Here is a 14,052-nt window from a genome sequence, read left to right on the forward strand (position 1 = left end):
AGGCATCGCGAATCTGGCGATCCGACACGCCCACGCCTTGCAGCGCACCAAAGCGCTGCCAGACCTCGGTACGCACCTGTCCGAGCCGCTGCGCCTGGTCGCGCAAGGCCGCGACCTTGCCCTTGTTTGGGCGCTTGGCGCGCAAAATCCGCGTGACTTTCATTCAGTGTTGTCCTGATCCTTACCGAGTGCCTCATTGAGCGTTTTGCGATCCTTGCGCAATCCATACAGCCGCGATGAGAAGCCATGCACGATGCTCATCAAGTCCTGCACCATCTCCTGTTCGGGCGAAAGCCGTTCTTGATTCAGTACCAGGATCTCGCAGCCATTCAAGCCGCCATCGACTTCTTCCACGAACTCGACGTTCGCCAAACCTCTCGCCACGACAAACTCTTCCAGCACTCGGCGCTGATCGGCCAGGTCTGGCTTCTGCGCGGCCGATGAGACCCGGCAATAAGCCACCAGCCGCGTTGAACTCTCGGGTGCCTGTCGCCATCCGATGAACGCTCGCAACTGCGGCTCGGTGTAAAGACGACGATTGCTGTCGGTGCGTGCCGCCGGGATCAGCCGCCCCTCGCGCTCCCAACGCTGCAACGTCTTGACCGAAACGCCCAGCCGCTTCGCCGCCTTGCCTGTACTCATAGTACTTTCCATGAGACGATAATACACTATCACGCATTTTTTTCAAGACTAGAGTCGCGCTCCTTATCGTGATTGAATCTGAGCCGAGTTTGCATTCGGGAACGGAAAGGACTTATCGAGGCGGCGTCTTGATATCTATCGCAAACACGCCGGAATCCTGTGTCATTGGGGTGCTTCCACCGGTCGTCTGCCCGGCCAGCGTCTTTCGCCGTGTGCCGCTGGTCAGCCCGACCAGAATCAACACCGACAGCGCGCTGAGATAAAGCGCCGTCATCGCCTCAATGCCAGTTGCGTTGAAGGCTCGGCCAAGGCTGTAGACCAGACTGGACACCGCAAGCCCCAAGAGCGTCGGAAAGACGATGGAGAACAGCATCCATTTGTAGGAATGGGTCTGTACTTTAATCATGATGGTGGTGGCCAGACAGGGCGGATAGAGGGCAAAAAACAGAATCATCGACACCGCCAGCAGCGCAGTTGCGCCTCCAGCCTTGGTCTCAGCACCCATGCGCTCTTCCAGGGTGTCGTTTTGATCGCCATCCTGTTGGAAGAGCACGCCTAGGGTCGCCACGCTGCTCTCGCGCGCAGCAAAGGACGACAGCAGCGCTACATTGATTTTCCAATCAAAACCAGCAAACTGGGTCACCGGCTCCATCGACCGGCCCAGGCTGCCAAGCAGGGAATTGACGATGCGCTCCTCGCGCATCTCGCGTCTCAGCCCCTGGCGCGCCTTGCCCAGCTTGCGCAGTGCGCGCCAGGCCTGGCGTGCATCTTTGTCACCCTTGGGCGGCTTGACCAGCGGATAGAATTGGGGATTGATCGCTGCAAAGCGCTCAGCGACCGCATCCGAGCCGGCCTGGCCGCTAGCACCGAGCTTGGCACGCTTGTAGTCATCGAAGTAGTTGAGCAGCGCCACCAGGCGTTCACCGCTGGCCACCTCCGCATAGGCATTGCCACGCATGGCACGCTGAAAGCGCTCCACCGCCGTCTGCCCTTCAGCTTGATAATGGCTGAGGCGTTGGTCAGACAGACCGGGAAACTGCAAGAGCACAAAGACCACTACCGCCACCGCCAGCACGATGGTGCCGACCTTCTTGATGTACTGCCAGGTGCGTTCGAAGGCGCGCCCGAGCACCCCGCGCAGGGTCGGCAGATGGTAATGCGGCAGCTCCATTACAAAGGGCGAGGTCTCCTGGCCGCGCAGCAGGGTAACGGTCAGCAGCTTAGAGATCAGCAGGGCGAATATGATGGTCATGGTCGAGATGTAGAACATCATCAACGCTTTGTCCTGCGCGAAAAAGATACCAATCAGCAGGGTGTAAAGCGGCACCTTGGCCAGACAGTTCATGAAGGGCACGGCGAAAATAGTCGCCAGGCGCGCGCGATGATCCGGGATGCCCTTGGTCGCCATCACCCCCGGCACCGCGCAACCACCGGCAAACACCCCGCCCAGAATCAGCGGCAGGGTGCTCTGCCCATGCAGCCCGAAGCGATGCAACAACTTATCGAGAATGAAGGCAATCCGCGCCATATAGCCGGAGTCTTCGATGATGGCAATAGCGGCAAACAGAATCAGAAAGATCGGCACATAATTGAGCAGGGTATTGGCCGAATCCACCAGCCACAGCCCCAATGATCGGCTGTAGGGATCGACCAAAAAGCCCGCCTCGGGCAACACCCCGGCGACCAATTCGCGACCCTTCGCCAGCAGCGGCCAGGTGTAGGTGGTGATCTCATAGCCCCAGACGATGGACACCTGGTAGATCAGCCACACGGTCAACACCAAAAAGGCCGGCGCCGCCCAGCGGTTGAGAATAAAGCGGTCGATGCGATCCGTCAGCGACGGGCGGCCGCTGTCGGCGCGCGTCAACACCCCATCAAGCAGCGCCGTGATCGCCCGCTCGCGACAGCCGGCGACATGATCGCCGATCTCCAATCCCTGCTCGCCCACGAACTCAGCGCGGGCGTGCGCGGCCTGCGCCAACAGAGTCTCGGCAGTGGCTTCCTCCAGACGTGCCAATAACAGGCGCCTCGCCTGGGCATCGTCTTCCAGCAGCTTGAGCGCCAGCCAGCGTTTGGGCACATCCGCCAGCGCCGGGGCGGCCCCCAGGGATTGCTCCAACTCACCGATCTGTGCTTCAAGCGCGCCATAGGTGACTGGAATCGGGCTGCTCGTACCGGGCCGGGCGCCGGTGCGAATAGCCGTACGCAGCGTCTCGCGCCCCTCGCCCTTGCGCCCGACCGTGCCCACCGCTGGCACCCCGAGGCGTTCGGTTAACAGCTCCAGATTGATCGCAATGCCCTGGGCGGCGGCCACATCAAGCATGTTGACTGCCAGCACCAACGGGCACTCCAGCTCCATCAGCTGCAGGGTCAGATGCAGAGCACGCCGGGCGTTGGAAGCATCCAGCACATTGACCACTACATCCGGGGCGTCCTGGAGTAGAAACGCTCGTGCCACCCGCTCTTCCAGCGAGAAGGAGGTCAGGCTGTAGGTGCCGGGCAGATCGACGAGCGTAACCTCACCCTGGTCGTCGCGATAACGACCGGATTTCTTGTCAACCGTCACCCCGGGATAGTTGGCAACATGCTGGCGGGCACCGGTCAGGGTATTGAACAGGGTCGATTTACCGGCGTTTTGTTGACCGGCCAGAGCGACCAGCAGCGGCTTGCGTTCAGTGGTCATCGGAATTTGCGTATCTGGTTGGAGGATGCTGGTCCGCGCGCACTCATGACGGCGAAGCGAATCCATTCAATGGTTGCTCTAGTTTACGAACCTTTCCATAGTTACGCAAATCAGAATCGTTTTTATTAGCGCAGCTGCCCTTTGCAATGCAGTGCGCAACACCCGAGTTTAGCGCTATGGTATATCATAACTTTCTGTCCCTAATCGGTAGTGTGACCCCAATGACGCGAACCAACCCTTTCCCGCGACAAGCCGTTCATTCAGTCCCTGCACAGCTGGCCGACGTCATGCCAAGCGGCCTTCAGGAAACTCCGCCGAACCCCAGTGCGCATCTGTTCGACGCGCACGCCCGCGTTTTGCACCGCATCAACGAACCCAAGGTGACGCTGACGCTATGGCGCCGCTCAGCCGTCGAGGCCATCACCCGCGAGGTCGCCTTGCTGCGGGCTGCGGATCTACCTGATGTCCGCTGCACGACCTCGCCCGCCACCTTCGACGCCGATATCGGCGCACTCCTCAATGCGCAGGGCTTAGATCCGCAGAGCTTTAGCACTTGGCGGGCCGATCTACGTCAGGTGGCAGATCACTTCTTCGCCATCTGCTTGGCGCGTAATGTCACGGTACGGATCGAAACGACCGATAGCGTCGGTTGCCCGCGCTTTCATGTTGATCGCACCCATCTGCGTCTATTGTGTACCTATCGCGGGCCAGGCACCGAATGGCTGACCAATGCGCAGGTCGATCGCAGCGCCCAGGCCAGCGGCGCGTCAAATGAACGCATTCTCCGCTACGGTGAACCTTCGCGGTTTGAGCCCTTTTGGGTCGGCATCCTGAAGGGAGAGGCTTATCCCGGTAACGCCGGCGGCGGGCTGGTTCATCGCTCCCCGCCAATCACCGACCCAGGCCAGACCCGCGTCCTGTTTTGCCTGGATTGTTGAAATCACCGCTGGTCTTGTCGACCGTCATCCCGGGGTTGCTTGAGCTTGTTGCGCCAACTCCGTTAGCGCGCGGGTGAAAAAACCCAGCCCGGCATTGGCAAGCAGGGCGTGGGGTTTGTCACGGCGTTTACAGAATTGCTTGGTGCGACGATAGGCATCGTGGCTGACGAATTCAGTGACGCAGACGACCCAATCGGCAGCGGCGAGCATGGTCTCGAGGCGATTCTGGTTGTCTTCCATGCCGCCATCGTGGTGAGCGAAACAGCCATTGCAGCGATCAATCAAAGCACGATACTGCTCGACGGTTGCCAGGCGCCCGCCGATGCACAGCACCTGACGCCCTTCAAGATCCTGCGTTGGGGTGTCCGGTGCATCATCAGCCAGCATTTCGGCCAGGCGTTGCTCCACGGCCTGCAGACTGGTGTACAGCTCGCTGCACTTCTGATGCGCCTGCTCGCATTGGCGTTCGGCCTCCGCTGTTGCCAGGCGCCAGTGATCGCGTTCGTCCTGGATGCGCACCAGACGTGCATTGGCATTGACCAGCTTGCGCTCCAAACCGGCCAAACGTCGCGCGCTGCCGGCGGCGGCATCGGCGGCGGTGCACTGCTGGGTAAGCGCTTCCACCTGCGCATGCAGGCGCTGATTGGCCAGCGTCTTCTCATCCAGTGCCCGGACAAGTGCCTGCTGTTTCTGCGCGCGCGCTTCGAGCTGAGCGCGGCTGCGCTGCTTCAGGGCTTCAAAGTCGTGCCTTAGCTGGCGCAGCTTTGCCTGGCTAGCATGCCAACGCTGCATCTCGGCACGTTGTTCGGAACTCATGTGATGCACGAGCATGTGCACATCCTCATAGATACGCTTGCTCAGGTCTTCATCCGTGAGCGGGTGACTGAGCAAGGCCCACAGCATGCCAGACACCTGCCCTGTCGCCAGAACGTCGGCCCAGTCTGTCTGAAGTTGCTCCGAATCGCGCTGCTTGGCGAGACGTCGCACCTCCTTGGCGTATTTTTTGTCCAAATGTTTCTGGATCGCGTTGGACAAGGCATTGCACTCACGCGCCGCAGTAACACAGCTCACATGCAGGTCATAATCGCTCAAGCGCTCTTGCGGGGGATGCGCGTGGCGCGCGGCGAGTTGCCGCAACTCATCGCCACTCAGGCAGGTGCCGATCAGTGGACAGTGGTGTTTGGAATCGATCTCCCATAGCTTGCGTCTTCTTCCGGCAGGCTTCTTGACACCATCAAACGTCTCTGGATGCATTGATTGCTTTTCAAATGGTTGTATGAATGGCGCTTCGAGGGCCGGTGCCCGCAGCAAGGGCGACACCAAAGAGTCGTGACGATGCTGGCTCGAATGCTGGCACAGCGCCTGACTCAATGCCTGGCGCAACACCGTCTGTCCCGCTGGGGGCCTGTCATGAACCGCATGTCGGTGGTCATGCCCGCAACACTGGCCACCGCCTTCAGCAAACTCGAATAACATCCGTGACATTCAACACCTCCACACGATCGTGAGACCATACATAAAACGCCCTCCGCGCAGGCTCAACCGGGCTGATCACCGCCCTGGCCAACAGCTGCGAGGGCGCGCGAACATAAGCTGCAATCAAAGATTGTTGCGAATCATTCGCGTTTAGGCTAGTGCGCTTTTTCACTGCTGTCAAGCAGCCTTTGCCGCCATGTCCATCACTCGGCCACGATCAACATCGCCAATACGGCCAGCCTGTTAACCAACCATCGCCCTTGACCAGGGCCAACACCAGCACAATGGCGGTCAGCTTCTGCGTCAGGTATCAAAAATTATCATTGCGAATGATTCGCATTTATAATAAATTCGACGCTCTATTGCCGTTAAGCGCCCTGTTCGCCTCGTTTATCACCGGAGTTTTACGATGCCACTATCACCCAACGATCGGCTCGGGAATCGACCTCTCCGCGAGCAAAAACCACGCGACTCCGCCTCACCAGGAGCGGGGTTGCGCTCCAGCACCAAGCGCGCGTGGCCTCGCCCTAACCTGTTCGTTTCGGTGCTCATTGTCGGGATCGCCCTTGCGGCACTGCTGTGGCTGCCTCCGGCGGCAATGAACCCAGGAGGCTAGTGCGCCAACCCGACTACTACCCGCGATCGTCGTCGCCATACAGCGGTTAAATCAACCTATTCAGCGAGCCGAATGAGGGCGCACAGCCCCCCCTCGCGACGGTTGCTCAATCGAAGCGTGCCGCCGTGGGCATGCACGATGGTCCGGGCTACGGACAGTCCCAGCCCAGTGCCGCCGGTCTCACGGCTGCGCGAGGACTCAAGGCGAAAGAACGGCTCGAACACCTTATCCAGGTCCGCGTCCGGGATGCCAGAGCCCTCGTCATCGACCCGGATCGAGACCCGTCCGCTCGGCTCCTCGCTCAGCGCCACTCGAGCACCTCCGCCGTACTTGACAGCGTTGTCGATCAGATTGGACAGGGCACGCCTGAGCGAAACCGGCCGACAACGACCGATGAGCCGCTCCGGTCCCTCATAGACAACCTCGCCGCCAAGATCCAGATGATCATCGACCAGGCTCTGTACCAGGGCCGCGAGGTCGGTCGAGCGGGCCGTCTCGTCGGCCGCTTCGTCGCGCGCGAAGCTGAGCGTGGCGGAAAGGATGGCCTCCATCTCCCCCAAGGTCGCCAGTGTCCGCTCGCGCATGTCGGTGTCCTCAATGTACTCGGCACGCAGCCGCAGCGCGGTGATCGGGGTACGCAGGTCGTGCGACACGGCGGCTAACAGTCGCGAGCGATCCTGAAGGTGTCTGTGCAGTCGATCCTGCATCTGATTAAGCGCGCGAATGGTCTCGCGAACCTCGCGCGGCCCGTGCTCGCGCAGACAGGGCGGATCCTCTCCCCGACCAAAGCGATTGGCCGCCTCGGCCAGGTCCGCCATGGAGCGCGCCGTCTTGCGCGCGATGAGCAACCCGGTGCCGATCACGGCGATCAGCAGCAAGCCCAGCAGCTGCAACGTCTTGCCGGCCCAGGGCGGCGGCTGGTCGATGCGGGTGGTGCGGAAGTTGACCCAGCGGCCGTCGTGCAGGCGCGCGCAAATGGCGATGGCCTTGACGTCATCGGTGCGGATATTCTCGCCGAGGGTGCGCTTGTCGACCGGCAATTCGCCTTTCGCTGAGGGTTCCGCCGCCAAATGCCCATTGATCTCAACCCGCACGCGCACCCACGCACGCTCGTCGATGCCGAGTGCGCTGCGCAGCTTGTGATGGATCAGATGCTCGACGGCGTGGCGCCACGGCCAATTGAGACCGAGTCTGGGCGCATCGCTAAGACCAATCGCGTCGCCAGTGCGCGAGAAGCGCGCGATAATAAGAGCGCGCTGATCCGAGCTGGCATCCTGCAACAGCCAGACGAGCGTGGTGACCTCGTCAAGTAGATAGGCCAGGTTGCGCTCTTCGAAACGTTCCTTGCGCTCATCTTGGAGGATGAGCCCGGCGCCCAGTACCAACAGAAACGACATACCAATGAGCAGCGCCAGAATCCGCCCGGCCAGGGTATCGAGACGCGTGCACACCGGCGCCAGGGCGTGGCGCAACAGCCGACTAGGCATCACAGCGCTCAACCTTGGGGGCAAAGAGATAGCCGTCACCGCGGATGGTCTTGATGATCTGCGGCTCGCGCGACTGGTCGCCGAGTTTGCGCCTCAGACGACTGACCAGGGTGTCGATCGCACGATCGAACGCCCGAGCGTCGCGCCCGCGCGCCAAGTCGAGCAATTGATCGCGACTCAACACCCGCCTGGGCCGGGTCACAAGCGCCATCAGCAAGGCAAACTCCGCTGTACTGAGCGGGACCAGCGTCTGCTCCGGGTCGATCAGCTCGCGCGACTGTGGCGCCAGGGTCCAGCCGAGAAAGCAGAGACGCTCGGCGCTCTCGCCCAAACCACGCTCCCGGCGGGTGCCAGTGCGGCGCATCACCGCCTTGATCCGGGCCAGCAGTTCACGCGGATTGAACGGCTTGGCGAGATAGTCGTCCGCCCCCATCTCTAAACCGACGATGCGGTCTGTGTCCTCGCCCATTGCAGTCAGCATGATCACAGGCAGCTCGGCATGAGGGCTGGCGCGCAGGTTGCGGCAGAGCGTGAGACCGTCGTCGCCCGGCATCATAAGATCGAGGATGACAAGATCAATGGCCGCATCCGCCAGCAGGCGCTGCATCGCGCGGCCGTTCGCGGCGGTGGTGACGCGATAGCCGTGATCGCCCAGGTAGCGCTGCAACAGTTGGCGGATCTCGGCATGGTCATCGACGACCAGGATATGCGGCTGTTTGTTCATGCGCCGCAGTTTAGAACCTCGCACGGCGGCCTGGAGCAGAATTTGGTGACAGATGTTGTCAAAGACGCGTATTACATTGCGAAATACCAGGGTATTAAACTCGGAATTAAATCTATACTGACGTAAAATGTAACCTTGAACATACTACGCTGGACTCCTGGCAGATACGCCGATCGAGCCAGCTTCCTCAGAACGGAACAGAAAGCCTCGTGTCGTCCAAACCGAAAATCAAAGAACTGCTGGTCGAAAGCGCCTGCGAACACAACAAAACCAAAAAGGGTTCGTGCAACGCCCCGACGCCCGGGGCGACCACCGGCGGCTGCGCCCTCGACGGGGCCCAGATTGCCCTGTTTCCCTTTGCCGATGCCGCCCATCTGATCCATGGCCCCATGTCCTGTATCGGCGGAGCCTGGGAGACGCGCCTGACGCCGACCAGTTGGTCCGGACGTGACCTGACCCAGACCGGTTTCGCCACCGACATCACCACCAACAATGTGATCTTCAGTGGCGAAAAGAAGCTGGCTGCCGCGATCGACCATATCGTCACCCACTATGCACCCGAAGCCGTGTTTGTCTACTCGACATGCGTCACCGCCATGATCGGGGAAGATATTGACGCCGTCTGCAAACATAGAGCTGAGAAACACGGTATCCCCTGCGTGCCGGTGCATGCCCCCGGCTTTGTCGGTGCCAAGAACCTCGGCAGCCGCATCGCCGGGGAGGCGGTGCTGCGCCACCTGATCGGGACCAAGGAGCCAGAGAAGACGACTCCCTTCGACATCAATCTGATCGGGGAGCACAACAACACCGGCGAGCTGTGGCGCTATCGGCATCTGCTCGAAGAGCTCGGCATCCGCGTACTCTCGACCTTCAGCGGCGACGGCCGCATCGCCAGCATCCGCACCGCCCATCGGGCCAAGCTCAATGTCATCATCTGCGCCAAGTCCCTGGTGTCCATGACCCGCAAAATGCAGGAGCAATACGGCATCCCCTGGATCTCTTGTTCCTTCTACGGCAAGACCGACACCTCGGCCGGCATCCTGGCCATCGCCGAGGCGCTGGGCGATGCTAATCTGATCGCGCGCACCCGCGCCCTGATCGCCCGCGAGGAGGCCCGGCTGGACGAGCAGCTGGTCCCCTACCGCGAGATCTTCGCCGGCAAGAAGGCGGTACTCAACACCGGCGGCAACAAGGCCTGGTCCATCGCCTCGGCGCTGCAAGACCTGGGGATCGAGGTGGTAGCAACCTCGGTGCGTAAATCAACCGAGGCAGACAAAGCCAAGGCGCGCGAATACCTCGGCGAAAACGCCATTCTCATGACCAGTCCGGCGACCCAGCAGGCGAAGGTGATCGACGACACCGGCGCCCATCTGCTCCTGGCCGGCGGCCGCTCGCTCTATACCGCGATCAAGAAGCGGATCGCCTTCACCGACGTCAATCAGGAGAAGAAGAAGAGCTACGGCGGTTACGACGGGCTACTGGTCCTCGCCGAGGACCTCAAAAACTCACTGCAGAACCCGGTCTTCGAACTGGTCGACAGGAAGGCACCATGGCAGAAGTAAGACGCAAATCGGGCAAGCCGCTGCAGGTCAACCCGCACAAACTCTCGCAGCCGATGGGGGCGACCCTGGCGTTCCTGGGCGTCGACCGTTGCATGCCTTTGATGCACGGTGCTCAGGGCTGTGCCAGCTTCGCCAAGGTGATGTTCACCCGCCATTTCTGCGAGCCTATCGCCCTGCAGACGACCGCAGTGAACGACGTGATCGCCGTATTGGACGGCGGCGACTACAGCATCGTCGAGTCGGTCAAGAACATCCACGACAAGATCACCCCCGAACTGATCGGCGTCCATACCACCGGACTGACCGAAACCAAGGGTGACGATCTCCGCGGCGTCGCCAGTAAAATCGAGGTGCCACTGGTTTACGTCAACACCCCGGACTACCAGGGCGGCCTGGAGAGCGGCTGGACCCTGACGACCCAGGCGCTGATCGACCAACTTACTGAGTCCTGCGACCGGATCGATGCCCAAAAGATCGTGCTGGTTCCCCATGTCAGCCTGCAACCGATCGAGGTGGAAAAGCTCCACGACTTCATCGAGTCCTTCGGCTTCAAGGTCGTCGCTGTCCCGGATCTGTCCTCCTCGCTCGACAATCATCTGGGCGAGAAGCAGGCGTCCCTGAGCAGCGGCGGTGTCACGGTCGCCGAGCTTAAGCAGCTCGCGGATGCGGCCTTCGTCGTCACCGTCGGGGCCTCGGTCAAGTCGGTCGGTGCAACCTTGCAGAAAAAGAATCCGGCCATCCAGCACCGCCACTTCGATCATGTGAACGGTCTGGTCGGCACCGACGCGCTGGTCGCCTGGCTGCTCGAGGCGAGCGCCCGGGACACGCCTCCGCCAGTGGTGGAGCGCTGGCGCAAGCGGCTGCAGGACGCCATGCTCGACAGCCATTTCTCCATCGGGCAGACCCGTTTCCTGCTGGTCGCCGAGCCCGATCACCTGGCGTCCATGGCCGCTTCATTGCGCGAGGTGGGCGGCAAGGTCTCACTGGCGATCTCCACGGTCGATTCACCCATCCTCGGCGACATTGAGGCGGACCAAGTGATTGTCGGCGATCTTGAGGATGCCGAGAAGATGCGCGACGCCTACGACCTGATCATCGGCAATTTCCACACCGAGGCCCTGGCCCATCGCGTGGAGAAACGCGCAGTCATGCGCGGCTTCCCCAATTACGAAGAGATCGGGATCGCCCTGAAGAACGATCTGCTCTACGAGGGCGGCGCCTATTTTCTCTTCGAGATCGCCAATGCCGCTGAGCGCATGAGAGAGGCGCAAGTTCACCATGAGCGCGAGCGGATCAAGCTGCGAGGAGCCGCCTGACCAGCGGGTAGCAAGGGGTGCTGCCTAGATTAAATGTGACTCGGTGCCATACTTGCCTCCTGACCGACATGCACTGCTCAGGAGACGCTCCATGACCGCCGAAATCATCGCCCGTACTGGACATGAAATCACCCTGCAGGTTCGCATCGACGTGAGCGGGACGATGCCCAAGCCGAGCAGCGCGTTCAAGAGGCGTGCAATGGCGTTGGGCGACTCGCGACAGCCGAGGTGCTCAAGGGCTTCGACACCGACAGCTCGCCGATCATGCTGGATGGCATCAAGTGGACGAAGCGCTGTGCGGCGCATCAGACCTATCAGACTCCGCACGGCACGGTGGGGCTCGAGCGCAACGTTTACCAGACCTCCAAGGGCGGGCGTATCTAATCCAAGTTGCCACCTTGATAAGCTGGTGTCCATCGGAGTTTGCTAGCGTTGTAAGTACCCCTACTGCACAACGACTGGCGAGGAACCCCGATGGACACAAAGATTATATTCGCATACTGCCTTTGTGACGATCTGTTGAAAGCACTCGGTCATCGTGAAGATCCACAGTGTCAGGTCTCCGACGCGGAAATTCTCACCACCGCGTTGGTCGCCGCCCTCGAGTTTGGCGGATGCTTTCAGCGAGCCCATCGGTTTCTGCATGAAACAGGCTATCTCCCGCGTCGGCTCAGTGCCAGTCGCTTCGTGCGCCGTCTCCATCGTTGCGAACCGTTCGTGAGACCATTGTTTCACGTTCTAGCCAGCCTGGGGCATCAATCGAACACCAAACGCCTCTATATTATCGACAGCTTCCCACTCTCGGTCTGCGACAACATCCGGATTCGTCGCTGTCGTCGTTATCGAGGTGAAGCGTGGCGCGGCTACCAGGCGAGTAAACGCCGCTATTTCTATGGATTAAAAATCCACCTCCTGGTCACGGCCCAAGGACAACCCGTCGAGTTTTTTCTGACACCCGGCACCGACAGCGATGCCAAAGCATTGAAACAATATGTCTTCGATCTCCCGGATCAGGCGACCATCACGGGCGATAAAGCCTATAACGACTACGGCTATGAAGATCTTCTGGAGGAAGCCGGTTTACATCTGCAGCCGCTTCGCAAGAAAAACTCCAAGCGTCCCCACGAACCGGCACTGACGTATTTGATGTCCTCCGCGCGTCATGCTGTAGAAACCACAGGGAGCCTCATCGAACGATTGCTACCCAAGCATATTCAAAGCATTGCTACCCAAGCATATCCAAAGCGTGACCGCTGCCGGTTTTGAATTCGAGACAGCATTCTTTATCATGGCCTGTAGCCTCAATTTCCTTTTTTGAATCAGCCAAGGTGGCAACTTGGGTTATCTATTGTCCGCTCGACGCGGGGGCACGCATCATCCGCCATGCCACGCCGCTATTTGCCAAACAACTCTCGCACAAGTATGCGCAGATGAACGTCGATGCCGTGTGCGGGGATCTGCGCGAGGACCATGGGCGGGCGGTGATCGCCTCCTACGTGCAGAAAGTCACCGACTGGGTTGGGCGATTGCCTGCGCCACGGAGGAGAGCTGGGAGTATGCGCTGCCCGAGTTCGATGCGACGGTAGCCACGGTGGCCATCAGTGTGGATGGGGCACGCCTGGCGATGAAGGAGGATGGCTGATGTGAAGTCATGGTCGGCAGTCTCTCCCTCTACGACTTTGAGGGCGAGCGCCTGCATACCCTCTACGTCGCCGCCGCGCCCGAATACGGCAAGGAGACCTTCTTCCATGAGCGCATGACGCGCGAGATCGCGCAGCTCAAGCGGCGCTATCCCGAGGCGCTCTATCTGAGCATCGCTGATGGGGCCTCGACCCACTGGACGTTCCTCAAGCAGCACACCGAGTGCCAACTCGTCGACGACTATCATGCCGCCGAATACCTGCCCGCGATCATCCTGGCCGCCTATCCCGGCAAGACCGACAAACCCAAGCGCGAGCAGTGGCTGCATGCGCAGCGCCACCGCCTCAAGCATACCCCCGGTACCGTCGACGCCCTGATCGAGGAAGCGCAACGCCTCACGCGCAAGCGCTCACTGACCCGGACCGTCCAAGAGGACGTGCAGGACGCCCTGACGTATTTCACCAACCAGCGCCCGCGCATGGACTACCCCACCTTTGTGGCCGAGCACCTCCCGATCGGCTCGGGTGTCGTCGAAGCGGCCTGCAAGACCCTGGTCAAACAACGCCTCTGTGGGGCGGGCATGCGCTGGAAGCAAAAGGGGGCCAAGGTGGAATGGTACTAATTTAAGGCATAAACAACTGAAAAAGAAAGGCAGATGTTCACAGTTACAACGGGGTAGAGTGGCCGTGTGATCCCACCATCAGCCCGAGGAGTCTCACGAATGAGAGATGCGCACTGTCACACTGAAAGCCGCCAATGCCGTCGTTTAGAACATCAAATGGCCGAGATGGATGCCACCGATTTTTTGAGTCTGCTGACAGGGCCAGAGGCACTTGAAGGGGGTGCGGCCTCGACAAGATGTTATTTCGAGGAGTATGCTCTAAGCCTCTGTAAATGATGAGGCGAGGAGCGATCATGGCCACGGTTGTTCGGCGTTCGGGCGAAGAGATCACCATCGAAGTGAGCC

11 protein-coding genes and 1 pseudogene are annotated in these 14,052 nt (G+C 60.6%); 7 read left to right on the plus strand and 5 right to left on the minus strand.

Annotated features, from left to right (window positions below; translation table 11 throughout):
* Positions 1-159: 159 nt before the first annotated feature.
* Together CKO36_RS17010 and feoB are read right to left on the minus strand one after the other, a co-directional pair.
* Positions 160-654 (minus strand): MerR family DNA-binding transcriptional regulator, encoded by a 495-nt coding sequence (locus tag CKO36_RS17010; RefSeq protein WP_200285940.1) that lies wholly within the window; start codon positions 652-654, stop codon positions 160-162.
* A 100-nt stretch (positions 655-754) separates the two neighbouring features.
* A complete protein-coding gene (feoB, locus tag CKO36_RS17015) occupies positions 755-3,325 on the minus strand; it encodes a ferrous iron transport protein B (RefSeq protein WP_200285942.1) in 2,571 nt (856 codons plus the stop codon).
* Positions 3,326-3,612: 287 nt separating this feature from the next.
* Here feoB and CKO36_RS17020 point away from each other — a divergent pair, with 287 nt between their 5' ends.
* On the plus strand, positions 3,613-4,263 hold the full coding sequence (locus tag CKO36_RS17020; protein WP_200285944.1) for a DUF1826 domain-containing protein: 651 nt from the start codon (positions 3,613-3,615) through the stop codon (positions 4,261-4,263).
* Positions 4,264-4,287: 24 nt separating this feature from the next.
* Here the strand turns inward: CKO36_RS17020 and CKO36_RS17025 are convergent, their stop codons facing one another.
* Positions 4,288-5,517, minus strand: coding sequence for a DUF2325 domain-containing protein (locus CKO36_RS17025; protein WP_200285946.1), 1,230 nt, complete (start codon positions 5,515-5,517; stop codon positions 4,288-4,290).
* An 81-nt stretch (positions 5,518-5,598) separates the two neighbouring features.
* Here CKO36_RS17025 and CKO36_RS17030 point away from each other — a divergent pair, with 81 nt between their 5' ends.
* Complete coding sequence (locus CKO36_RS17030) at positions 5,599-5,736, plus strand: hypothetical protein (RefSeq protein ID WP_200285948.1); 138 nt, start codon at positions 5,599-5,601, stop codon at positions 5,734-5,736.
* A 675-nt stretch (positions 5,737-6,411) separates the two neighbouring features.
* Here CKO36_RS17030 and CKO36_RS17035 read toward each other — a convergent pair.
* Together CKO36_RS17035 and CKO36_RS17040 are read right to left on the minus strand one after the other, a co-directional pair.
* Positions 6,412-7,842 carry an ATP-binding protein gene (locus CKO36_RS17035; protein ID WP_200285950.1) on the minus strand — a complete coding sequence of 477 codons (1,431 nt, stop codon included), beginning with the start codon at positions 7,840-7,842 and terminating at the stop codon, positions 6,412-6,414.
* Positions 7,835-8,566, minus strand: a complete 732-nt coding sequence (locus CKO36_RS17040; RefSeq protein ID WP_200285952.1) for a response regulator — start codon at positions 8,564-8,566, stop codon at positions 7,835-7,837. Before CKO36_RS17040 ends, CKO36_RS17035 begins: the two co-directional genes overlap by 8 nt.
* A 209-nt stretch (positions 8,567-8,775) precedes the next feature.
* On the opposite strand from CKO36_RS17040, the gene nifE reads away from it, so the two are divergent.
* The 5 genes and pseudogenes from nifE (at position 8,776) to CKO36_RS17065 (ending at position 13,707) form a co-directional block, all read left to right on the plus strand.
* A complete protein-coding gene (nifE, locus tag CKO36_RS17045; protein WP_200285954.1) occupies positions 8,776-10,128 on the plus strand; it encodes a nitrogenase iron-molybdenum cofactor biosynthesis protein NifE in 1,353 nt (450 codons plus the stop codon).
* Positions 10,116-11,444: a nitrogenase iron-molybdenum cofactor biosynthesis protein NifN gene (nifN, locus tag CKO36_RS17050; RefSeq protein WP_200285956.1), complete on the plus strand. Its 1,329-nt coding sequence runs from the start codon at positions 10,116-10,118 to the stop codon at positions 11,442-11,444. The genes nifE and nifN overlap by 13 nt, the downstream gene beginning before the upstream one ends.
* Before the next feature lie 228 nt (positions 11,445-11,672).
* Positions 11,673-11,828, plus strand: coding sequence for a hypothetical protein (locus CKO36_RS17055; RefSeq protein ID WP_200285958.1), 156 nt, complete (start codon positions 11,673-11,675; stop codon positions 11,826-11,828).
* A gap of 90 nt (positions 11,829-11,918) precedes the next feature.
* A pseudogene (locus CKO36_RS17060) lies at positions 11,919-12,762 on the plus strand (IS982 family transposase).
* Between the two features lie 333 nt (positions 12,763-13,095).
* Entirely contained in the window at positions 13,096-13,707 is a 612-nt protein-coding gene (locus tag CKO36_RS17065) for a hypothetical protein (RefSeq protein WP_200285960.1), read from the plus strand.
* The last annotated feature ends 345 nt before the right edge of the window (positions 13,708-14,052 follow it).

The organism is Rhabdochromatium marinum (assembly GCF_016583795.1).
Classification (GTDB): domain Bacteria; phylum Pseudomonadota; class Gammaproteobacteria; order Chromatiales; family Chromatiaceae; genus Rhabdochromatium; species Rhabdochromatium marinum.